This is a genomic window from Streptomyces sp. NBC_00513 (assembly GCF_041431415.1).
Lineage (GTDB): Bacteria > Actinomycetota > Actinomycetes > Streptomycetales > Streptomycetaceae > Streptomyces.
The window spans coordinates 55,466-76,366 of record NZ_CP107845.1; the positions used below are offsets into that span (position 1 = coordinate 55,466).

General features: G+C 67.7%; 22 protein-coding genes and 1 pseudogene. 13 read left to right on the forward strand and 10 right to left on the reverse strand.

What is annotated here, in order from left to right:
• Positions 1-41 precede the first annotated feature (41 nt).
• Entirely contained in the window at positions 42-374 is a 333-nt protein-coding gene (locus OHA84_RS00305; protein WP_266975883.1) for an STAS domain-containing protein, read from the reverse strand.
• A gap of 499 nt (positions 375-873) precedes the next feature.
• Here OHA84_RS00305 and OHA84_RS00310 point away from each other — a divergent pair, with 499 nt between their 5' ends.
• The 4 genes from OHA84_RS00310 to OHA84_RS00325 all read left to right on the forward strand — a co-directional run bounded on the left by OHA84_RS00310 (position 874) and on the right by OHA84_RS00325 (position 4,969).
• On the forward strand, positions 874-1,173 hold the full coding sequence (locus tag OHA84_RS00310) for a hypothetical protein (RefSeq protein ID WP_266975885.1): 300 nt from the start codon (positions 874-876) through the stop codon (positions 1,171-1,173).
• Positions 1,174-1,819: 646 nt separating this feature from the next.
• Positions 1,820-2,275 carry a DUF4429 domain-containing protein gene (locus OHA84_RS00315; protein WP_266975887.1) on the forward strand — a complete coding sequence of 152 codons (456 nt, stop codon included), beginning with the start codon at positions 1,820-1,822 and terminating at the stop codon, positions 2,273-2,275.
• 320 nt (positions 2,276-2,595) lie between these two features.
• Complete coding sequence (locus OHA84_RS00320; protein ID WP_266975889.1) at positions 2,596-3,657, forward strand: IS630 family transposase; 1,062 nt, start codon at positions 2,596-2,598, stop codon at positions 3,655-3,657.
• 112 nt (positions 3,658-3,769) lie between these two features.
• Positions 3,770-4,969: a DUF5713 family protein gene (locus OHA84_RS00325; RefSeq protein WP_266975891.1), complete on the forward strand. Its 1,200-nt coding sequence runs from the start codon at positions 3,770-3,772 to the stop codon at positions 4,967-4,969.
• 230 nt (positions 4,970-5,199) lie between these two features.
• Here OHA84_RS00325 and OHA84_RS00330 read toward each other — a convergent pair whose 3' ends face one another.
• The 3 genes from OHA84_RS00330 to OHA84_RS00340 all read right to left on the reverse strand — a co-directional run bounded on the left by OHA84_RS00330 (position 5,200) and on the right by OHA84_RS00340 (position 8,507).
• Positions 5,200-5,355 (reverse strand): cold shock domain-containing protein, encoded by a 156-nt coding sequence (locus OHA84_RS00330; RefSeq protein ID WP_266976093.1) that lies wholly within the window; start codon positions 5,353-5,355, stop codon positions 5,200-5,202.
• 241 nt (positions 5,356-5,596) lie between these two features.
• Positions 5,597-7,996 (reverse strand): 2OG-Fe(II) oxygenase, encoded by a 2,400-nt coding sequence (locus OHA84_RS00335; RefSeq protein WP_266975893.1) that lies wholly within the window; start codon positions 7,994-7,996, stop codon positions 5,597-5,599.
• A 226-nt stretch (positions 7,997-8,222) separates the two neighbouring features.
• Positions 8,223-8,507 (reverse strand): hypothetical protein, encoded by a 285-nt coding sequence (locus tag OHA84_RS00340; protein WP_266975895.1) that lies wholly within the window; start codon positions 8,505-8,507, stop codon positions 8,223-8,225.
• Positions 8,508-8,669: 162 nt separating this feature from the next.
• Here OHA84_RS00340 and OHA84_RS00345 point away from each other — a divergent pair, with 162 nt between their 5' ends.
• Together OHA84_RS00345 and OHA84_RS00350 are read left to right on the forward strand one after the other, a co-directional pair.
• Positions 8,670-8,918: a hypothetical protein gene (locus tag OHA84_RS00345; protein WP_266975897.1), complete on the forward strand. Its 249-nt coding sequence runs from the start codon at positions 8,670-8,672 to the stop codon at positions 8,916-8,918.
• Between the two features lie 584 nt (positions 8,919-9,502).
• Positions 9,503-9,697, forward strand: a complete 195-nt coding sequence (locus OHA84_RS00350) for a hypothetical protein (RefSeq protein WP_266975899.1) — start codon at positions 9,503-9,505, stop codon at positions 9,695-9,697.
• 265 nt (positions 9,698-9,962) lie between these two features.
• Here the strand turns inward: OHA84_RS00350 and OHA84_RS00355 are convergent, their stop codons facing one another.
• Positions 9,963-10,853, reverse strand: coding sequence for a reverse transcriptase domain-containing protein (locus OHA84_RS00355; protein ID WP_266976095.1), 891 nt, complete (start codon positions 10,851-10,853; stop codon positions 9,963-9,965).
• 70 nt (positions 10,854-10,923) lie between these two features.
• On the reverse strand, positions 10,924-11,226 hold the full coding sequence (locus OHA84_RS00360; RefSeq protein WP_266975901.1) for a hypothetical protein: 303 nt from the start codon (positions 11,224-11,226) through the stop codon (positions 10,924-10,926).
• 75 nt (positions 11,227-11,301) lie between these two features.
• Between OHA84_RS00360 and OHA84_RS00365 the strand changes: the two are divergent.
• Positions 11,302-11,886: pseudogene (locus OHA84_RS00365) on the forward strand (transposase); the annotation flags it as partial.
• Here OHA84_RS00365 and OHA84_RS00370 read toward each other — a convergent pair.
• Together OHA84_RS00370 and OHA84_RS00375 are read right to left on the reverse strand one after the other, a co-directional pair.
• Positions 11,876-12,397 (reverse strand): hypothetical protein, encoded by a 522-nt coding sequence (locus OHA84_RS00370; RefSeq protein ID WP_266975903.1) that lies wholly within the window; start codon positions 12,395-12,397, stop codon positions 11,876-11,878. The pseudogene OHA84_RS00365 and the gene OHA84_RS00370 overlap by 11 nt on opposite strands.
• Positions 12,398-13,074: 677 nt before the next feature.
• Positions 13,075-14,031 carry a hypothetical protein gene (locus tag OHA84_RS00375; protein WP_266975905.1) on the reverse strand — a complete coding sequence of 319 codons (957 nt, stop codon included), beginning with the start codon at positions 14,029-14,031 and terminating at the stop codon, positions 13,075-13,077.
• A gap of 112 nt (positions 14,032-14,143) precedes the next feature.
• Between OHA84_RS00375 and OHA84_RS00380 the strand changes: the two genes are divergently transcribed.
• Positions 14,144-14,491 carry a hypothetical protein gene (locus OHA84_RS00380; protein ID WP_266975907.1) on the forward strand — a complete coding sequence of 116 codons (348 nt, stop codon included), beginning with the start codon at positions 14,144-14,146 and terminating at the stop codon, positions 14,489-14,491.
• An 899-nt stretch (positions 14,492-15,390) separates the two neighbouring features.
• Here OHA84_RS00380 and OHA84_RS00385 read toward each other — a convergent pair.
• Together OHA84_RS00385 and OHA84_RS00390 are read right to left on the reverse strand one after the other, a co-directional pair.
• The gene (locus OHA84_RS00385) at positions 15,391-15,972 is read right to left on the reverse strand and encodes an HD family hydrolase (RefSeq protein ID WP_266975932.1); all 582 of its coding nucleotides are present in this window, start codon (positions 15,970-15,972) and stop codon (positions 15,391-15,393) included.
• A 19-nt stretch (positions 15,973-15,991) separates the two neighbouring features.
• The gene (locus OHA84_RS00390) at positions 15,992-17,086 is read right to left on the reverse strand and encodes a DNA-binding transcriptional regulator (RefSeq protein ID WP_266975934.1); all 1,095 of its coding nucleotides are present in this window, start codon (positions 17,084-17,086) and stop codon (positions 15,992-15,994) included.
• A 195-nt stretch (positions 17,087-17,281) separates the two neighbouring features.
• On the opposite strand from OHA84_RS00390, the gene OHA84_RS00395 reads away from it, so the two are divergent.
• From OHA84_RS00395 to OHA84_RS00415, 5 genes are all read left to right on the forward strand, one after another.
• A complete protein-coding gene (locus OHA84_RS00395; protein ID WP_266975936.1) occupies positions 17,282-17,659 on the forward strand; it encodes a DUF6415 family natural product biosynthesis protein in 378 nt (125 codons plus the stop codon).
• Positions 17,656-17,952: a hypothetical protein gene (locus OHA84_RS00400; RefSeq protein ID WP_266975938.1), complete on the forward strand. Its 297-nt coding sequence runs from the start codon at positions 17,656-17,658 to the stop codon at positions 17,950-17,952. Before OHA84_RS00395 ends, OHA84_RS00400 begins: the two co-directional genes overlap by 4 nt.
• A 323-nt stretch (positions 17,953-18,275) precedes the next feature.
• Positions 18,276-19,400, forward strand: a complete 1,125-nt coding sequence (locus OHA84_RS00405; RefSeq protein ID WP_266975940.1) for a 3-dehydroquinate synthase — start codon at positions 18,276-18,278, stop codon at positions 19,398-19,400.
• Complete coding sequence (locus OHA84_RS00410) at positions 19,397-20,311, forward strand: hypothetical protein (RefSeq protein ID WP_266975942.1); 915 nt, start codon at positions 19,397-19,399, stop codon at positions 20,309-20,311. Before OHA84_RS00405 ends, OHA84_RS00410 begins: the two co-directional genes overlap by 4 nt.
• Positions 20,308-20,853, forward strand: coding sequence for a flavoprotein (locus OHA84_RS00415; protein ID WP_266975944.1), 546 nt, complete (start codon positions 20,308-20,310; stop codon positions 20,851-20,853). The genes OHA84_RS00410 and OHA84_RS00415 overlap by 4 nt, the downstream gene beginning before the upstream one ends.
• Positions 20,854-20,901 lie beyond the last annotated feature (48 nt).

The following is a 20,901-nucleotide window of genomic DNA, read 5'->3' on the forward strand; positions in this document are numbered from 1 at the left end:
TGGGCAGTCGATGGCCCGTTCGACCTGATGGTCGTGTCGCCCTACAGGGTGCGGGCCACTTCCACGCTGTCGGCGACAGGGAACAGCGGTCCGGCCTGGGTGAGTTCGAGGACTCGCCGCAGGCCGGGCGGAAGCGGGCCAGCCAGGACCAGGCGGCCGGAACGCAGCAGGCGCAGCATCTCGTTGAGCATCGAGGAGTCGGCGAAGGTGAGCCGGCTGACGTCCAGGACAATCCGCCGGACGGCCGGGTCGGCCACAGCCGGGTTCCCAGCCTGCCGGAAGGATCCCAGGGTGTCCTGATCGAACTCACCGACGCACGCGATCACCCGCACGCCGTCACCCTCGTCCGGCAGGACCAGTACTTGTTGTTCCACAGATCATTCCTTGATCGCACGCGTGCCATCCCGTCCGGCCACTGCTGGATGGGACGCGCCGACGTGGGGAGTTCAGCCAGTCCACGTCGGCGCCATCGGACTCCTACAGTCGCGTTGGCCGTGGGCCGGCTCAGGCTGCGGAAAAGGGCGCCTCGCCGACACGAACGCGCGCGGTGACGATCCGGAAACCAGGGTGATCTTGATGAGCACGAAGCGCGTCACCGCCGCGACCGACCCACAACGTCCGCTTGCGCACGTCACTGTGCCCGTGACTTTCTTCGCGGTCTCGTTTCTGCGACCACGGTCGAGGCCGGCGACACCGTCCTCATGGTCGTCTCGGAGCTCGTCAGTAACGCCCTACGTCACGGCGGCGGTACCTATGGCCTCCAGCTCACCGCCCGCGCGGACGGTATCGAGGTGGCAGTCCACGACCCCAACCCGCAACCGCCCCGCACCCACGTACTCGTGACTCCGGCGCGTCGATGATCGTTTGGCCGGCATGAACAACACGCTCGCCGTCCTCACTCTTGCCGGGGCCGTACTCACCCTGTCCGGCACCGCGCACGCCAGCGACGAACAGTACCTCCTTACCGGCACGCGCCACATCAACATCGACGATTCGCTCAACAGCTACCACGTCACCAGCGGGGACAGCGTCATCCAGGGCGTGGGCAACATCCTCCAGCCCCTCACTCAGATCGGAGCCCCCAACGCCCGCCTGGTCCATCGACGGCCAACCGGAACCGGCGGGCCCGAGTCGGATGGCTTCGACACGGCGTCGTATCGTCGCCAGCCCTGACAGCGTCGACGATCTCCTCGATCAACAAGTCGCTGGAGTCGAAGTCGGCCGGCGATCTCGACGTGGCCCGAGCCGGGACCACCCAATTCGTCGGCTGGCATGGACACATTCAACGGCCCCAACAGGCAGACGTCACCACCCTCACGGTGATTCCAGAGCCGGCTGGCGATCCCTCCGAGGCGCCGAAGCCGTTTCACGCGCACGGCCACCTCGGCGTGTCGTATCGCCGCGATGGCAGTTATGCCGGGAGCGGCATCGATTTCAGCCGCTACCTGACCGGTGAGGAAGACAGTGCACTCGCAACAACAACACCCGCAGCACCCCTCAGGTCCGTACGAGGGGCACCAGGGCGGCTACCAAGGACCCCCCATCATCATCAACAACTCGGTCAATGCCTCGGCCACGACATTTGGCCGCTACGGCGGGAGGCGGCGGCAGTCAGCCGGGATGCATTTCATCCTGTTCCTCTGCACGGCGGGAATCGGAAACGTGATCTACGCGAAGTACGTGTCGTCGTGGAACCGCCGAAGGGGCTTCTGACGGCGCCCATGCTCCTTCAGGGGCATCCCCCAAGCCAGCGCACGCGTGCTGTCAGAACTCACATCATCGGAGCCTCACCCAGGCGCCTTTACATTGAGGAGTACCAATGACCCAGGCAACGGGTATGGGTGGGCAAATGACTTTCGACGGACATCACGTCGTCATCACGCGTGATCGATCCAGTCCACTCGGACGTGGCGAGAAGCGTTTCTACGTCAGCCAGATCAGCGCTGTGCGGTGGAAGCCCCCGGGCTTCATGAGCGGCGGATTCATCCAACTGACCATCCCCGGCAGCAGCGAACGGCAGCCCTCCAAGGGATCCAGCACCATGGCCGCCCTCAAAGACGAGAACTCCGTCGTCTTCATCAAGAAGCAACAGCCAGCCTTCGAAGAGCTACGCTCCGTTCTCGACGCTGCCATCGCCGCGCGCCACACGTCCCGGTCAACGGCCGGCACGCCATCGGGTGCCGACGAACTTTTGAAGCTTGCTGCGTTGCGCGACCAAGGCGTGATCTCACCCCACGACTTCGAAACGGCGAAGCTACGCCTGTTGGGCATCTGAGCACATCCGTTTCTCGTGCTTCCGCTCCTCCCACTGGCGCTCCGACTCATCGGCGGCGCGGCGTTGCTCCTCGCGGACGGAGTAGGCGCAGTAGTAGTCAGGGTTGGCCAAGGCGTCGGTGAGGGTCTCGTGGTCTTGGCGGCCGTGGACCGCCAGATGGGCCCATGCGGGCCGTGCTCCTCCAGGAGGTCCAGGACCGTCACGATCACTGGCACGACGCCGGTGTAGTCGCGGTGGCCGTCCCTAGTGTTCTGAGTCATGAATTTTGTTCAGATGTGTAGGCTTGCGGTACGGCGCGGACGGGGCGGCCGAAGGCCGAGTTGACGTTGTCGGACGAGGAGCGGGCCGCACTCGAGGGGTGGGTGCGGCGCCGTTCCACGCCGCAGGCGTGGGCCCTGAGATGTCGGATCATCCTGGCCTGCACCGAAGGCGCTTCGAACAAAGACGTGGCGGCTCGACTCGGCTCGACTCCCCATGCGGTGGGCCGCTGGCGTGCGCGGTTCGTGCGGTATCGGATCGCCGGTCTGGGTGACATGCCGCGTCCGGGCGGCCCGCGGACGGTGACGGACGAACAGGTGGCCGCGCTGGTATCCAGGACGCTGGAGTCCACCCCGAAGAACGCGACCCACTGGTCGACGCGTTCGATGGCGAAGGAGCTGGGCCTGTCGCAGTCGACCGTGTCGCGGATCTGGCGGGCGTTCGGCCTGCAGCCGCACCGCTCGGAGTCGTTCAAACTGTCGACAGACCCGTACTTCGTCGACAAGGTCCACGATGTAGTCGGTCTCTATCTGGACCCGCCGGAGCGGGCTCTGGTGTTCTGTGTCGACGAAAAGTCGCAGATCCAGGCCCTGGATCGCTCACAGCCGGTGCTGCCGATGATGCCCGGAGTTCCGCAGCGGACCACCCACGACTACGTCCGGGCCGGCACCACCACTCTGTTCGCTGCCCTGGAGGTGGCCACCGGCAAGGTGATCGGTTCCCTGCATCGGCGCCACCGGGCCGAGGAGTTCAAGAAGTTCCTCATCAAGCTCGACAAGGAAGTCCCGGCCGGCCTCGAAATCCACCTGGTGCTGGACAACCACGCCACCCACAAGACCCCGGCCATCAAGACCTGGCTCCTGACACACCCCCGGTTCCACCCGCACTTCACACCAACCGGATCGTCCTGGCTCAACCTGGTGGAGCGATGGTTCGCCGAGCTGACAAACAAGCAGATACGGCGAGGCGTCCACAGATCCGTCCAGGCCCTGGAGAAGGACATCCGAACCTGGATCGCCACATGGAACACCGACCCCAAGCCCTACGTCTGGACCAAGACCGCAGACGAGATCCTCGAACGCCTCGCCAGCTATCTGAACAGAATTCCTGACTCAGAAGACTAGGGCCTGTTGTGAAAGTGCTGGTCGCGTGGGGTCTGGCGTTCATGAGGGCATCGTTGTCAGTGGTGCTGTGCATGATCGGCGCACCAGCTCTTCGCGAAGGTAGGAAGGCGCCATGCCGATCACAAACCAGCAGCTAGCGGGGCACTCGTTCCTGCAGCAGATGTACGACGACTCGTACTTTCCTGATCGCGTAGTCGACCAAGGCAAGGTGATCCTGCTGCGGCTGTGCGAACGAATTGAGGCCGAACAGCCTTTCGTACCTGCTCGCATCTGGCCGGGGATCCCGGCCGGTACGGAACAGAACCCCTTGGTAGACCGCGACGTGGACCCCGATGCCTGGCTCAGGGCGGTGTACTCGGACATCCCGCTGACGACGCAGTGGGACGACGGGAAGCACAGCGGGGACGGTTTCGGCCGGACCCCGAGCAGCTCCAATTCCCAGCCGTGCATGGTGTTCGGCACGCTGGCCGATCTGGATATCAAGGACAGTCACAAGGTCCTGGAGATCGGGACCGGTACCGGTTGGAACGCGGGACTTCTCTCGCACCGGCTGGGCTCCGAAAATGTCGTCTCGATCGAGTTCGACCCCGAGGTGGCACGGGGCGCGGGAGCAAACCTTCGCGCGGCTGAACTCTCCCCTCTCCTGATCTTGGGAGACGGCCGGCTCGGGTATGTCGGTGAGGCGCCGTACGACCGGGTATTTGCCACATGTGGTGTCGGCGAGATCCCGCAGTCGTGGGTGGAACAGACCGTTACGGGCGGTCTGATCGTCGCGCCTTGGGGCACGGAGTACGGCGGCGAGGCCATCGTTCGGTTGACCGTGAACGAGGACGGTACGGCGAGCGGCCATTTCACCCGTTCCAGTGCCTTCATGCGGCTTCGGCAGCAGCGTGCCGACCGACCGAACCATGATGACCACTTCAAGGGCCGGGAGTGGCCCGCGGAGGGTGATCGGAGTGCCACCCGGCTATCTCCCGCCGACGTCGGAGGGTGGGTGGAACAGTTCGCCATCGGACTGCGGGTGCCCGGGGCGTTCTGGAGCACCGAGAGGTACGAAGATGGCAGTTACACGCTGTGGACGTACAGCCTGGATGCCCAGTCGTGGGCGACGGCCGACTACGAGCCCGGGACCACCGAGTACGAGGTGGTCCAGTTCGGACCGCGTCGGTTGTGGGGCGAGACGGAAGCTGCCCACCGCTGGTGGGAAGCGCAGGGCCGACCCGGATTCGAGCGATTCGGTCTGACTGTGGGGAGCGACGGGGAACAAACCTGGCTTGACTCCCCTGACCGCCCCGTCCTGACGGCCGGCTGACACTCTTCTGCCACCCCGCTTGTCACCCCCTGGGCAGACAGGCGGGGCTCACGCGTGTTCGGGCATTCGTCCTACTAGATCAACAACGGCGCAGTAGGGTGTGCGTTTAGAGGGATTTCCCGGTCAAGAGGGCGGCGCACAGCGACGGTCGAGACCTCGCACGATCTACCTCGGGCCCTCGCGCCCGTCGTCCAGCGGGCCGGGCAGGCGCGGCGGTGCGGCCTGAGCTGTCAGTCCAGCAGCCTGACCTTTGAGGCCTGCGGTCCCTTGGGGCCCTGGGTGATCTCGAACTCCACCCGCTGATTCTCCTCTAGGGTCCGGTACCCATTCGACTGGATTTCGGCGAAGTGGACGAAGACGTCCTTGCCCCCGTCGTCGGCGGTGATGAACCCGACTGGTAACCGGTGGCTGAAGGCCGGGGTCTGGGGATTGGTAACCGGCGACGCGCTGGCTGTAAGCGGCGCCGGACGGGCAGCGGGGCAGGGAGGCTCAAACCGACCCTCCGCGTCCAGCCGAAGGCCATCACCCTCGTACCCGAACTGGTCTAGCCATTCAAGCAACGGCATTGCCCGCGCCCTTCGCTCTTCTCGTCATCGCTGTCGGAGAGAGGTACGGAGGTGTCACCTCTCAGCCGCCCGCCCGGGGCCATTTGTCCCGCAGCCACGCCAAGTCGGTCTCGGCGCGGGTACGGGCCGCCTGTTCACGGGTGAAGACGGCGTCCGTCTTGGTCAGGACCAGAACGTAGGGACGTCCCTGGCGCCGGGTGGTGTGGGAGACGGGCAGGCCGGCCTGGTCGATGCGGCTGTGGAGGTGGCGGCGTCCGTCCTTCGCGAGCGGCCACTCCATGACGTGGCGGGTACGGGAGGTGAGGAAGGCGTCCAAGTCGGGGCAGAGTCCGCAGCCAGTCCGGCATGTCCCGACCGGGGTGAGGGACCAGTCGTCGGCCGCGCGTTCAGGGCGGGTGAGGGCTGCGGCGAGCCGGTCCTGGCAGTGGTCGGCGAGGGTCTGGAAGGCGCGGCCGGCGGGTGCGCCGTCGCGTATGGTCGTCGGCTGGTGGGCCGCGGTTCGCAGGGCGGGGAGCAGGCATTCCAGGGCGGTGTCCGGCAGGCCGCGTAGCGTGGCGGCGATGGTGTCGGCGGTCTCGGGTCCTGCCGCCTGAAGGACGCGGGCCAGTGATGCGCCGAGCCCCTCCATGCCGGTGCGGCGCTCCGTCTCGCGGCCGACGCCGAGCCAGCTGGTGAGCTGCTGCTCGACTGCTTGCCAGGCACCCTCGGCCAGCGGCGAGGCCATCGCGTCCCCATCGCCGTCGACGGCCCGCAGCGCGGTGCACAGGCCGGGCAGCGATTCGAGCCACGCCGCGCGGCCAGCCCCGGTGTACGCGCCAACCGTGCCGAACCAGCTGCTGACGACCCTGCGGGCCCACGTCCGTCCGTACCGCGCGGCCGCTGCCGCGAGCCCCGGAGCGTGCCGCTCACCCAAGGCCTCCACCCCAAAAGGCGCGAGGAGCATCGTGGCAGTGTCCGCTTCCCGCAGTCCCACCGCGACGGGCAGGGCGGCGGCGAAGAGCGCCGCGGCCGCCTCGCCCGAACCGTGGTGCTTCCAGAACGGGGCGAGCGACTGGGCGAGCGTGCGCGCCCGGTCGAGGTCCCCGGCATCCAGGTGGCTCTGAAGTTCCCGCAGTGCGCCCTCGGAGCCGGCCTCGGCGCGGGCCGTGAACGAGCGCTGCCGGGGCCACAGGACCACGGCGGCCCGCCGGTACCAGCGGTCGAGGGTGTTGCCGTAGTTGCCCATGTAGCCCTCGTACTCGGACTGGTAGGGCGTCAGGTCCTTGTTCTCGGTGGTGGCGGACACCTCGGCGTACGCGACGGGCAGGTTGATCTGCTCGCCGCCGGTGCCGTCCGGGCGGGTCCACCAGCTCAGCGTGATCTCGTCGTCGATCAGCTCGTGCAGTTCGTAGCTGGAGAAGTCGCCGCTGCGGCGGCGCTCGGCACCAAATTCCCCGTCGGGATCCAGGAGACATTCACCCCCGCACTCCTCGTCCTCGCAGTCGTCGCAGTGCTCGACCTCGCCGTAGTAGTCGTAGCGGTCGTACGGCGCATGCGCGTCCCAGGTCTCCTTCACCTCGGCCAACGCGAGGACCGCTTCGCAGTCCGTCTCTGCGGCGGCTTGGCGGAGCAGGGCGGTGCGGGTGGCGTCGGCTCCCTTGAGGCGGTCCCAGTCCAGGCCGCGCTGGGTGTACTCGTGGTCGAGGAGGTACACGAGGCGGTTCGGGGGCGCGGCCTTCCGGCGGCCGTAGGCGTAGCGCTCTTCGGCCGGCTCGGTGAAGTGTTGGGTCAAGCAGTGGGCCAGGTCGGCGACCGGCTCCCCGTCGTCCTCGCCGGCCGGGCGGATGCGTTCGGCGAGGAGGTTCATGGTGAGGGTGACGCGGTAGCCGGACTTGACGGGCTTGACCTCGTGCAGGCAGTCCGCGTAGAAGGCGGCGAAGGTCAGGTTCTCCCGGGACGCCTGGTGGACGACGCTGCGGCCGGCGTGCGAGACGACGAGTTCGCCGCCGGTGTGGTGCGAGGGCAGCGAGACGACCAGGGTGCCCACCATGGAGTCGTCCTTCTCGGAGTCCTGGTGCGGTAGGAAGAACTGGCCCTTGCCGTAGACGAGCAGTGCGTGCGGCTCAGCACGCAGGACGACGGTGGGCGGCAGACCGAGCGCGGTGCGGACACCGTCGAGGACGCCGTCCAGGGTGCGGTCCCAGTCGGTTCCGCCGAGCGTGATGCGGTCCGGGGTGACCTCCCAGGTGTCACGGACGCTGGTGTCGGATAGGGTCTGCTCGCCGCGGCCGAAGGATGCCCGCCGGGCCTGCGCGATCAGTTTCTTGGTGACCGGGGCACGCAGCGGCAGCGGCAGTTCCCCCACCCCGTCGACCTCGATGCTCAGCGCGCGGGCCGACATCTCGATACGGGTGCTGAAGTCCCCGCCCTGCTGCGCGTCGCCGAGCAGCTCCGCCAGCTGCTTCCGCGCTCCGTGTCCCATACTGTTTCGTCCCCGGGGGTGCAGCGTGCCGTATGGCCTGTCCCGGAAACCCTAACGCCGCGGGCAGTCCTTGTTCCCGGGCTGCTGGTCATGCGGCGAGTGAGTATGCCGCGGTAGCGGATGGTGTGAACTGTAGGTGATCGCGTTGCTGGTGGTAGTGCCAGTAGGCGTCGAAGTCGCTGTCCACGGACAGTGGGAGTCCGCCGGCCGGGCCGGTCGTCTCCTTTCAGTAGCAGGAGCCCGCCGGGCTGAGGACGCCCATGTCAGGGGTGGAGCAGGGCACGGGTGTGCCGTCGATCGCGCAGGAGGGCCCGTCGCCGCCGGTCTTGCCCGGTCGCTGCCGGGGCTTGCCCGGCAGGGGCTTGCCCGGGTCCTGGGCTGTGATGTCGCAGTCCAACTCCCGAGGGGGACAGACGACTCCCCCGCCGTCCGCGAGAGCCGGCACCGCGGCGTGCGCGAGGAGCAGCCCGGCCACCAGGGTGAGGGCGGTCGCGCGGGGGCGGGGCAGCACGTGCGGTCTCGCTCGATCGTGGACGTGTAGACCCGCCAGGGGCCCGTCTTGGTGTGCTGGGCCGTGGAGGTCACCACGTGCCGGCGTGGCCCCGAGGAGACCGTCACAGGCTTCCCGGCGGCCTTGGCGACCTTGTCGTAGGCGGAGGAGTCCACGCAGTCCGTGATCGACGCCCGCCACGTGTCCCCAACCGTGTCAAGGGAGTCGACCCTCGGGGAGCGGACCGGGGCGCCCCTCATCACGGTCCCGCGCTGCTGGTACCAGAACAAGGTGGCCTTGATGTCCGCCAACGCCTTGTCCGTCGCGTGCTTCTCCAACTCCGGGTCCAACACCGCGTTCGCGTACGACCGCGTCTCCGCCGCCGCCAACGCCCCATACGCCGTCAGGACCGCCGTCTCCTCGGCCGCCTGAGGAGCCACCGGCACCACCGACGACGTCGCCACCGAAGACCCCGCCGCGGCCGGCTTCCCGTCCGACGACGCACCACCGCAACCCGCCATCAGACAGAACCCGACCCCAAGCCCCCGCAACCCGTAGCCCCCGTACCCGCACCGCGCCTCCCACGTCCGTGATCATCACGTCACGCCAGCGCCACCAGCCCCCACAATCCCCCGACTTCCAGCCGCACCCGACCAGCCCACCGCCAACCCCGAACCCAGACCCATCCCCACAACCAAGTCCGGCCAGTCACCGACCCGAAACCCAGGCCTGACCAGGCAGAACGAGCACAAGCCCAGAAGTTGTCTTCCCCCCATCTCTCCCCCAACTGTTCCGAGCCCAGGGCCAACCGCCCCAGCACACGACCCGACCGAACACCCCACGCCAGACCCATCCCCCCACATAAGAAAGTCTGGCTAGTCACCGGCCGCGATACCCGGCCTGACCAGGGACGACGCCGAGGGAGCGCCGTACCCGCCTCCCCCCATGTTCGACCCCATGTGTACCGCTGGCGGGGGCCCGCCACCGGCCCGGAACGAGACGGCGAGACTGGACAGATGAACGAACGCCGCCAACTCGGCTCGGGCCCCCGCCCCGCCACACCCCCGGCACCACCGACCGCAGGGCGCCGGGCCCGCCTCGCCGCCGAGGGCACCCCGACACCCCCGCCCACCGAGGCCGCCGCCGGCGAGCGTCCCGAGCAGCAGCCCGGCCGACGCGCCCTCAGACCCGGCACCTCCACCGACCGGTGACTCACCGATCCAGTCACCGGTGACTGAAACGGTGAGTTCAGCAACCGGTGACTGAGCCGGTGAGTTCACCCCGCAGGACCGGTGACCAGGCCGGTGACTGGACCGGTGACTGGGCAAGCCAGGCTTGCCCAGCACCTGTTATCGAACCGGCTACCGGCGCGCCTGTCACCAGGTCTGCCGAGTAGCCGAGGGGAGTCTCACCCCTCGGCTCTCACAGAACCGTGCGTAAAAGTCTCCCTTTACACGGCTCTTGTCGTTCTGATCGTCAGATCTGCATGGCGGACACGGTTGGGGTCAGGCGCCAGTGCGCGAACATGCGGGGGTGTCGCCGTGCGATCTCCTGCATCTTCGCGAGGGCCTTCCGCTTCGCCGCGAGCCGTTTGTACTTCTGGCGGATCCAGCGCACCAGGTAGACGTTGATACGCATCACGAAGGGGATCAGCTCCCACGGTCTGAAACGTCCGTAGTAGTTGATCCAGCCCGCTACGACAGGGTTGATCCTGCATGCGAGCTCGTGGAAGGACATATCCGAGCGGGTGTGCAGGTGCCAGGAACGCACCTCCCGCCCCATCTTGTTCAGGGCTTCCCTGCTGACCGCCGGGTTGAACGACAGGAACTGCCTGCCGTGCCGGTTCCGGCCTCGTCTGGCGCGGAACGTGCACCCGAGGAACGTGAACGCCGTGTGCTCGTAGGAGCCGCGGCGCTTGCCATCCTTGCAGTAGACGATCCGGGTCTTGTTCGGGTGCAGACGCAGCCCGACCTCAGCCATTCTGTCCGTGAGCGTGGCCAGCACCTCGCGGGCCTGACGCTCGGAGACGCAGTGCATCACCGCGTCATCCGCGTACCGCTCGAACTGGACGTCCCGGAAGTTGCGGGCCATCCACATGTCGAACGCGTAGTGCAGGAACAGGTTCGCCATCACGGGAGAAACCGGAGCCCCTTGCGGGGTCCCCTTCTCCCGTTCCAGCAGGGAGCCGTCAGGCATGGCGAGCGGGGCAGCCAGCCACCGCCGCACATACAACTTCACCCAGACGGCATCGGTGTGCGCACCCACCGCCTTGACCAGCAGGTCCCAGGGGACGCTGTCGAAGAACTTGGCGATGTCGAACTCCACCACCCAGTCCCGCTTCCAACAACGCTCCAGGCATTGTTCCACTGCGTCCAAGGCCGACCGTCCGGGCCGGTATCCATAGCTGTCCGGGGGAACACTGGATCCACCCTTCGCATCAGATGCCGAGCCACCCGGTCTGGGCCACACGGTCGGCAACAGCCGGAATTCCTACAATTCTCTCGCCGCCGCCATGAGGCTTCGGGATAGCCGCCGCGCGCACCGGTAGCGGAAAGTACGAGCCCGACGACATCCGATTCCAGACCTTGTAGAGATTATTCTTCAGGTCCTTCCCGAACTCGTCGATGCTCTGCCCATCCACTCCGGGCGCACCTTTGTTAGCCCTGACTTCCTCCCATGCCTCCTTGACTTCCCACTTCGAGATATCGAACGGCTTGATCTGAGACTTCAACTGGTCCACCGAACTCCTCCCGGACTGCGTCCGGTTGATGCGATCAACTCAGCCACGAACGACCCGGCCCCTTCGCTCCACCCCCGTTACAGGGGCTTCATCACTACTACGAGCCGGTCCGCCGGCAGGGCCCGCGTCGGTACTCAACCCCTCGCAGTGTCTGCTGCTTGGGGCGCTCCCCTGCTGCTGCAGCTGGACGCCGCCTGCCAGGCGGTCGATGGCCTGGCGCGGGCCACCGAGGAGGCCTTTCGGTCGCACCCTGACGCGGCGATCATGCTGAGCTTTCCCGGGATCGGTCCTCAGGTCGGTGCCCGCATTCTGGTTGAGATCGGCGATGACAGGAGCCGGTTCGCCACGGCTGGTGGGTTGAAGGCGTACGCCGGGTCGGCTCCGATCACGCGGGCCTCTGGCAAGCGTCGCTACGTCGGTCGCCGGTTCGTGAAGAACAACCGGCTCAACCACGTCGGTCACCTGTGGGCCTTCGCCTCCCTCAGCGGTTCAAGCGGTGCGGACGCCCATTACCGACGCCGCCGGTCGGGAGGGGACTGGCACATGCAGGCTCTGCGGCACCTGTTCAACCGGATGCTCGGCCAACTCCACCACTGCCTTCAGGCGGGCAGTCTGTTCGACGAAGCGATCGCTTTCCCCGCGAACCCCGCTACGGGGTGACTGGCGGGCACTCTTTCTCCGGCGCGGCCATGACCAGGCCCGAGCTCACGGCGTCGATCCCAATGCGCTGGACGGAGGCCCAGCGGTCGAGGAGGTAGCAGGCCGAGTCGGGGTCGTACGCCGCCGTGGGCAGTTGCGGTATGCGCTTGCGGCCGGTTTCATCGAGGCGGTAAGGAACGTCGAAAGCCGTGTTCCAACCGTCCAGGTCCGCGGCAAAACGCTCTTCCGCCTGCGCCGGACCGATTCCCAGGTACTGGGCGATCTCAGCCCAGGAACTGCCCCGCTCGCGTTCGTAGATCACGGCCGCGGCCAGAGCGCGCTCTGTGAGCTCGATGAGCTGGAATGCCTGGCTCACCCGGCCCCCGGGACCGGTGTCGGCGTCCCATTCGGTGGCCACCAAGCCACTCGCGTGGTCCGCGACGTCCACGGCGTGATCGCAGAGGACCAGGCGTGCCAGAGCCTGGCGGGTGAATCGGGCACGGTCGGCGTCGTAAGGGGTCGTCTCAGTCACCCCCACAGCCTCGCAGGCCGTATCCGCGGCGAGTACCCGATTTCCGCAAGGGACCGGTCTCCGCTTGACGGCTTAACTGCATGAGGTGTCTTTCCCGCGCGACAGCCAGAGGAGGTTTCCAGCACTGCCCGGGGGCCGGCCGCGGCCGCCGTCCCGCACGCCTGTCGCGCCCGCCCGCACCCCGGGGATCCAACCTCCCCAGCCCAGGTCAGCGGCCCCTTGTCGCGCCGACAGACCGACCCGCGCGACAGGACACACGACAACCGCAGCCGGCACCTGACACTGACAATGACACCGCCGCCCGCCGTCACAGCCGCCCCGGGTCCCAGGCCAACGCCCCGCGGCGTGTCAGATCTCAGGTCGTCAGGGGTGTCCCCGGTCCACAGGAAACGCGACTCGTCCCCCGGCGCCGGGGTAGTCGGATCGACCACCCGGGCCCCACTGGCCGTCGTCGGTCATCAGCAGCGCACCGTCCGCGCGCTCGTCTTGGCCGCCGCGTCACACCCGGCCCGACCACGGCATCGTACGTCGTCGGCTGCTCCATAGGGGGGCGGAGCCTTGCAGGGCTCATCCCACCACCTCGCCTGCCGAGTGGGTCGCGCTCCCACCCGAAGGTCACTCATGACAGCCGCTCGGCGGTCTGCCTGATGACGGCACGTAGCGTATGGCGAAGTTCCTCACCTGATCACGTGTCCTTGATCACCGCTCAAATACCTGGCTCGTTTGCCGCTCTGTTCGTTCATGAGATACCTCCGCAGCCGCGATCCTTCTGAGCACCACAGTTCGCGGGAGCACCGCTCGCAGGCGGCGGCGTGTTCCTCATAGTCAGCGGCGGCCGATCGGGAAGCCTGCTCCCCCACTCGCCTCACAGCGGGCGGCTCCCCGGCGGGGGCGGGTAACGGATCACAGCGCGTGTGGTCTTGAGGAGGATGCGTGCCATCAACCTGAGGTTGTAGAGGCGCATCAGCCATCTCATGGTCGAGAGCTTGGTAAACCCTGGTAGGGGCGTCATGTGACGCCCCCTGCTCGGTCAGGTGACGCCCCGTGCCCTTGTCACGTGACGACCTCTGAATCAGCTCCTCGGCGACCCACCCGGCGTCACGTGAAGCCCTTTGGTTGCCTTCGACTCCCAGGCCATCAGGCGTCACCTGCCGCGCTGTCTCATTGGCGCGTTTGTGTCGAAGTCGTCGATCATGCTCAGAGCTGGACAACACCGCAACAGCGCGTTCCCAGTCGAGGCCTTTGCCGGTCTCAGCGTTCGCGCCGATGGGAAGCGTGCAGGCATAGGTGGCGGGCTTGGGGTTGCGGCCTCCCCGCGCGTGCGCGGTCTTCCTGATCAACTGCATCGCCTCGGCCGCGAGAAGCACCTTGTGGACTGTCTCCTTGCTGCATCGGCCCACCGCCATGAGCGTCTGGGTGCCGAGAAAGGCGTTGGTTCCGTCCTCATTGGCGGCTTGGCCGATCGCTTGGAGGATCGAGAAGAACGATGCGCCGAGGAACTTCCATCGAGGGTCGCTCGTGGTCGCCTTCGGTACATGCTTGGCCGCCCTCAACAGGAACCACCGCCAGGAATGTGCGGGCGCCCAGCCCCGGTTGACGTCCGAAGCGGCCTCATCGATCTCTGCATCGCTCATACCCCGACACTCTCCCACGAGGTTTCTCTCACAGCAACCAGATTGCCTTATGGGAAACTGGAGAGGCTTTGGGTGTACCCCTGAAGACCCAGAGGCCCGCAGGATCGATAGCATGTCCGGCATGAAGAAGACTCCGAAGCAGCAGGCTCAGGAGGCGGTGACCGAACTCGAGCTGCGTCTCATCGAAGCGGTGGAGCACGCGAGACTCCGCGCGGAGATCACCTACGAGCAACTCGGCAGGCACCTTGGCCTGTCGAAGAGCCAGGTCAGCAAACGCCAGGACGGCCTCATCAAGTACTCCGTACGGGAGATGCACCACATCGGAGTCCTGTTCGGAGTTGACCCGCTGGTAATGGCCGCGGGCCTTGGGACCTGGCTCAATGACATCGACCCGCACAAGGTCCGCGCCAAACTGGAAACCACGGGCTCGCGGAACCCGACATTGCCCGCCGCCGGATAGCACGTCACATCACGTAACGCGAGGAAGATGCGCGGAGTGATCGGGGTCCACTCTGCGGGCCAGCCGCCCTGGAGGCCCCCGCCCCGGCCCACTTCATCGTCTTCGACCCCCTGCAGGCCAACGGCGCCGAGCTGCTGATGCTGCGCATCGGGGAGCGGCGCCAGCTGGAGTTCAGGCGGCGGCGTGCAAGCGCCACCAGCACCTGCTTGTGCCCCTTCCCCTCGGCGCGCTTGCGCGCGTAGTACGCCTTCGAGGCCAGACAGCACTTCGGGCTCGACAGCGAGGAGAGATACACCGCGTTGAGCAGGCCGCGGTGGAAGGGGCGTGGCCGGCGCAGGTTGCCGCTGACGTGGCCGGAGTCGCGTAGAGCCGGTGCCAGGCCCGCGTTATCCGGCGAGCCGGTCAGCGCTGCTGAAGTCGTCCATGTCCCCACCGGCCGCAGCGAGGATCACGAGTCCCATCTACTTCCCTATGATCCGCAGGGCCTGCTACGAGAGGACACGGCGTGAGCCGATCGGTGGGTCGGGCCCTGCGGATCCGGTCAGGCTGAGGATCACCTCCGCATGCGGATGCTCGCGAAACCGGGCCTCGATCTTCGAGTCCTCCGTCTCGAACGCCCGACTGCACGCTCTGTGGCTCGCCAGGCAGGAGCTCACAGACTCGACCACCTGCGGCTTCACCGGTCCCAGCGCGCGGCTCAGGGATCCCCTCTCGACCCGTGGCTGGGCGAGCTTCGACCATCGACGGGACCGTTCGGGAGCATGCGCGAAGTGTGAGCACCATGTGGAGCACAGGGTGCCCGGCATCGTGCCCAGAGCCTGGAGCCAGCCCGAGGACTGACCGGCCGACGGCCAGGGTGCCCGACGGGCTCGCGACCGCCTGGGCGCCCCTGCCGCGGGTCAGCGTTCCAGGAAGGTGCGGCGCCACTGGAGCGGCGGCATCGTCAGCGCGGCCTCCGCCAGAGCCTGCGCCGAGGCCGTCTTCAGGCTGGCAAGAGAGGTGTCGATCCAGTCCTGGACCTCGGCGTACCCCTGCGCCCGGTACTCCACCGCCTGCACCAGGCACTCCAGCTTGTCGGCGTCGTGGGCAACGAGGACTTCGAGGGAGCTTCCGCTCTCGTACTCGTCCACGATCCGCTGCACACCGGCCTGGACCGACGGGTGGGCGGCGGAGACCTGGTCCGCGGTCACGGTCTGGTTCGTGGCGGCTTCGATGTAGCGGCGGCCGATGTGCGGGATGTCGCCGAGGCGGGTCTCCTGTGTGTCGTGGAACAGGCACATCAGCGCGACCTTGCCGGCGTCCGCGCCTTCCATCATCGCGAGAACGGAGCCGATGATCCCGACGCGGAAGCTGTGCTCGGCGATCGACTCCGGGTTGTTGTTCCCGGTGAACCACCAACCGGTGCGCTTCGCGTTCTTCAAGACACCCATCTCGAAGACGAATCCGGCCGTGCCCTGCGCGTTCGCCGTCTCGTCTGCCATGGTGACCTCCGGTTGCCGATCATCGGTTCTGGTGCAAAACGTAGTGGATGGAGGCGAGTTCACGTCTGGATCTCGGCGAGATCCCGCCTTCGTCCAGGAGTCTGTCCAGCCGCCGGGCGAGCGACACCGACAAGGACGGGAGGGCCTCGGGCAGCCAGGGGTGCGCGTGCAGCAGCGACCACATCGAATGCGTGTAGAGGTCGACGTAGCCGGGGGCGAAGTGCATGCCGTCGGCGAGGGCCCGTAGGAGGGCGACGGGATCCAGGCCGGTGAGGTCCCGATCGCGCATGAACGCGTCGTCGGCCTGCGGCTGGTGGGCGACGCCAAGCCAGTACGCCCAGTAGTTCAGGTTCGCGGCCTCGCCGTCGTCGTCGTCGGCCATCGCCCGCTCGATGAAGTCCCACAGAGGCACCGGGTCGCCCAGACGGGCGAGAGCGGCAGCGGTCGAGCGGGCTTCGGCCCAGCGCGGCGTCCACCCGCGTCCGGTCAGTGCTCCGCGCCCGGCGTGCAGGGTGTGCGCGGTCCATGCCACCGCCTGCGGGGAGCGGTCGTAGGAGGACAGGTAGAGGGCTTGACGTTGCAGCAGGATTCCGCCGGTGTCGGTCCGGGAGGCGGTCTCGGCTGTGTTCCGCAACCGGTCGAAGAAGACGCGCCGGGCGTCGGCGTCGAGGAGCGGTGCGGTGGCGGCCGGGCCTCTGCGGGGCGCGGCAAGGAGGTTGGCCATGGAGGATGGCGCGGTGCCGGTGAGCGCCCAGGCGAGCATGTGGGCGGTCTGGCGGTTGTGGACCCACTCGCCGAGGGGATGTGGGGCATCGTCGCCGGAGGCGAGGACGGCCGTGATGATGCGGTCGGCGTCCATCGCGGGGTCCAGGAGAGCGAGGACGCTCGGGCCGGCTCCCAGCACGGCCAGTCGGCGGCGCATGCCGAGGAGCGCGCCGGCCCTCATGTGCGCCAGGGGCCGGCGTCCCGACTCCCAGCCCTGCACGGTCGCCAGATCCACCGCCAAGAGCTCGGCGAGACCCTGTTGGGTGGCCGGGATCGACGTCCGGGCGGCGCGCAGTACGAAGCCGCTGATGAGACCCGTGCGTAAGCGCGAATGCGATTCGCTGTTCATGACGTTCCCCTTGGGCGTGGCGCGCTTTACTCGTACCCGCAGTCAGTCCTACTCCACTCCGACCGCTCGTACGGTCGATCCGTGGAATCGGGCGCCGGCCATCGGCGGCCCGGTCGCGCTGGTGACACCCGGATTGGCGAGGAGGCTGCCGTGCTGCCCGTGTCCCCCCAAAGCCGTACCTGTCGAGGGCCCGACGTGCCCGAGCTGACCGTGGCCCGTGCCGACGGCACCACCACCGCCCTGCCGGTCGACGTGACCCTGATCAGCGAGACGATCTCCCTGGTCCTGGCGTCCCGGGACTGGACTCCAGACCGGACGGTGTGCGCGGCCTGGCATCGCTGGCTCGCGGGACACCTGCGTCTCCTCGCCCCGATCGCCGTGGAGCAGGCCCCGCACTGGAGCGATCCGGAGCACATGCGCCTGGTGGAGGTGACGGCCGCGGCTGTGGCCAAGAACCTTGAGGGCGGACTTCCCGCCGACCGGCACACCGCGTACGTCCACGTTCAGGAGCTGGCCCGCGAATGCCTGGGGCTTCTCGGGCTCGTCTTGGACCAGCCGCGGGGCGGGCGATGAGCGCTGTGGCCGCCCGGCGCCAGAGCGCACGACTGCGCGTCGGCGACACGGTCACCGGCTGGTCGTACGTCGAGCCGGGCGACCGGGGCCGCGAGCAGCCGCAGCCCATCACCGGGACCATCGCCCAGATCGGTTCCGGCTGGGCGGGAGTCGACAGCGACCACGCATACGTGTGGGTGCGCCTTCCCTCCTGCCTGGAGGCCAAGGCCCTGGCGCGAGACCTGGAGAAGACTACCACCACAGATCGGCCCGCCCGCGCAGACAGCGCAGAGCACCTTCCCCTGCGGGTCTGACTGCTTCCGTGCGCCCGGGGCGGGACACCGATCCCCCGGGCGCACGGACTACGGACGCGCCGGCCCAGCGAGGTCGGTGCGGGGCCACCACCCCAGCGACGGAAGGAGGCGCGAGGACGGTCCTTGTGGAGCCCGTTCACCGCACGAGATGCGTGAGGAGGTACATCCATGAACGCGAAGCCGATCAAGAAGGCGATCAAGAAGGCGACCGTCTCGGGTCGCCCCTGCTGATCCGCTGCCGTGCCGGCTCCCGCTCCTCCACCAGGGGGCGGGGCCGGTGACATCGGAGTTTCGTCAGCCCACAACATCCGGAAGGGACACACATGGTCATCCCTCAGGCCCGGGCGGAAGGCATTCGTGTCACGCCCCGCGGCGACGGTCTGACCGCGCACGTCACGCGGCAGGACACCACGCACATTCAGGTCAGCGACAGCGGCTTCGTGAGCACGGTCGCCCAGCTGGCCCGCCGGGGAGACTTCATTCTTCTCGACGGGGGCGTACACGAGGCCTGGGCGGGCGCCTTGGAGCCGGCCCTGACCCCGGGGCGCTTCCTGGTGGTTCCGCCCGGCGAGGCAGGCAAGAGCCTGGCCCGGGCCGAGCGGATCATCACCGCTCTCCACGAGGCCGGAGTCGACAGACGGACCACGCTGACCGCCGTCGGAGGCGGAGTGCTCTGTGACCTCTCCGGCCTGGTCGCGGCCCTCTACTTCCGGGGTGTGCGTGCCGTCTACGTACCCACCACCCTGCTGGCGATGATCGACGCCGCGATCGGTGGCAAGACGGGCGTCAACCATCCCCGCCAGAAGAATCTCATCGGAGTCTTCTCGCATCCTGCCGAGGTCCACATCCGTCTGGACTCGCTGGCCACACTGCCCCTGCCTCAGCTGACGGCCGCCTACGGCGAGGCGCTCAAGATCGCCATCGTCGACGACCCGGATCTCTTCGAGCTGCTGGCTGGACCGCGGGGCAACCAGCCCGTCACCCCTGTCCTGCGGACAATCGTGCGGCGGTGCGTAGCCCGAAAGCTGCAACTGCTCGGCTCGAACGCCTTCGAGCGCGACCTGGAGCGCTCTCTCAACCTCGGGCACACCGTTGCCCACCCCCTGGAGGACATCACCGCCTTCCGGATCTCCCACGGAGCGGCGGTCGGCATCGGTATCGCCGTGGCCTCGCACATCTCTCACGCCCGCGGGCTGCTCACCACGACGGACTTCCAGCGGATCCTGAACGCGATGGACCACCTCGGCCTACCCGTCATGGACCGGGACTTCGACGAGCAGCGCCTGGCGGACCGAGTCCGCGACCTCACCCTCCAACGGGGAGGAATCTCCCTGCACTACGTCCTGCCCACGGCCATCGGCAAGGTCGCCTTCACCGACAGTGTCGCCACCACCGAGCTCTTGGCCGCCGTGACCGGCCTGCGCACCCGTCAGAGAGGATCCCTGTGACCACCACCGAGCAGTGCATCGACCACCTCATCAAGCGAGTTCCGGGCGTTCACGCCATCGCGCTGTGCGGATCGCACCGACAGGGCATCGCCGACGACTTCTCCGACCGCGACGTGTGGTCCCTCTGTGACAACCGCCAGCCGATCAGCGACCATCTCGCGGTCACCGAGTTCCTCCCCACCGGAACCCGACACGAGATCCTCTTCGAGGGCCGAGACGACACCCTGACCGACCACACGGTCCTCAACGTCCTCACGGACACCGAGATCCTCAACCTCAAGTTCCTGCACGTCAGCGTCCTGACCGACTTCTGCAGGCAACCCGTGTCCCTCGATCCTCAGTACCTGGAGGACCTGGAGAACTTCACCAGCATGCGGCGCCTCCATGATCCCGCCGGCCTCATCGCCCGCCATCAGCGCCGGCTGACCCGGCACGCCCGCAACATCGCCGACCCACTGCTGACCCAGATCCTCAGCCGGTACGGCTCCACCTATTGGCGCTCCGTCTACCAAGGCGTCCTGCGCACCGAGGAACACGCCTGGCGGCATCTGGCGACGCACCTGATCGAGCTCTTGGCCTGGGCCGCATTCATCGAATCCGGCGAGCTCCCGCCGCCGCGCAAGTGGCTCTTCTCGCCCCGCCTGCTCCACAGTCGGCCACAGGGTCCGGCCCTCAGCGCCCTCCTCGACCAGGTTCAGCACGTGCGGGCCACCGAGACGGACACGGTGCTCGACTTCTATCGCAGCCTCGCCGAGACCGAGGACGCGGTATTCACCGATACGCAGCAGACCATGGGCATGTGGTGGCGTGCCGTGTTCAGCCAGCGCCTGCCCAACCTCGCCCGTCACCTCGACCGCGACGACCTGAACGCGTACGTCGCCAGAGCACCCCGACCCCGGAGTACTCGATGAGCCACAGGGCCAAACATCTCCTGCTCGGCATCAGCGGATCCAGCGCGGCAACGGCCACACCGGAACTCGTCGCGGAAGCCGCCGACCACGCCGACCGCATCACCGTCGTCGCGACACCCACCGCGGCCGGCCTGTTTCTTGCCGACGGCCTCCCCTTTCCGCTCTTCACGGATGAACTCTGGAAGGCCGAGACCGAGAACCCCCTGCACGTAAGGCTCTTGGAGGAAGTCGACTGGTTCGTCGTGGCACCCGCCACGGCGACGACCCTCGCCCGGGTGGCCACCGGAGCCGCCGACACCCTCCTCGCCGCGCTCATCCTGGCTCACGGCCCCGGAATCTATTTCCAGCCCTCCATGAACCTGCGCATGTGGAACAACCCGGCCACCCGGCGGAACATCGCCTCACTCACGGCGGACGGCCACCACATTCTGCCCACCGAACCCACCGAATCCCTCACCAGCGACGAACCGACCGCGGTGGGCGCCATTCCCGGAACGGTCCTCTCCGCGGCGGCCTCGCACCGCGGCCGCCACGCCATGTAGCGCGACCGCACACGTACTAGGCTCTCTGCCTCGACTCCATCACGGATA

Coding starts and splice junctions, on each gene's coding strand:
- OHA84_RS00310 (WP_266975885.1), top strand. CDS start 874: ATGAACAACACGCTCGCCGTCCTCACTCTTGCCGGGGCCGTACTCACC.
- OHA84_RS00315 (WP_266975887.1), top strand. CDS start 1,820: ATGACCCAGGCAACGGGTATGGGTGGGCAAATGACTTTCGACGGACAT.
- OHA84_RS00325 (WP_266975891.1), top strand. CDS start 3,770: ATGCCGATCACAAACCAGCAGCTAGCGGGGCACTCGTTCCTGCAGCAG.
- OHA84_RS00335 (WP_266975893.1), bottom strand. CDS start 7,996: ATGGGACACGGAGCGCGGAAGCAGCTGGCGGAGCTGCTCGGCGACGCG.
- OHA84_RS00350 (WP_266975899.1), top strand. CDS start 9,503: ATGAACGAACGCCGCCAACTCGGCTCGGGCCCCCGCCCCGCCACACCC.
- OHA84_RS00375 (WP_266975905.1), bottom strand. CDS start 14,031: ATGAGCGATGCAGAGATCGATGAGGCCGCTTCGGACGTCAACCGGGGC.
- OHA84_RS00380 (WP_266975907.1), top strand. CDS start 14,144: ATGTCCGGCATGAAGAAGACTCCGAAGCAGCAGGCTCAGGAGGCGGTG.
- OHA84_RS00385 (WP_266975932.1), bottom strand. CDS start 15,972: ATGGCAGACGAGACGGCGAACGCGCAGGGCACGGCCGGATTCGTCTTC.
- OHA84_RS00390 (WP_266975934.1), bottom strand. CDS start 17,086: ATGAACAGCGAATCGCATTCGCGCTTACGCACGGGTCTCATCAGCGGC.
- OHA84_RS00400 (WP_266975938.1), top strand. CDS start 17,656: ATGAGCGCTGTGGCCGCCCGGCGCCAGAGCGCACGACTGCGCGTCGGC.
- OHA84_RS00405 (WP_266975940.1), top strand. CDS start 18,276: ATGGTCATCCCTCAGGCCCGGGCGGAAGGCATTCGTGTCACGCCCCGC.
- OHA84_RS00415 (WP_266975944.1), top strand. CDS start 20,308: ATGAGCCACAGGGCCAAACATCTCCTGCTCGGCATCAGCGGATCCAGC.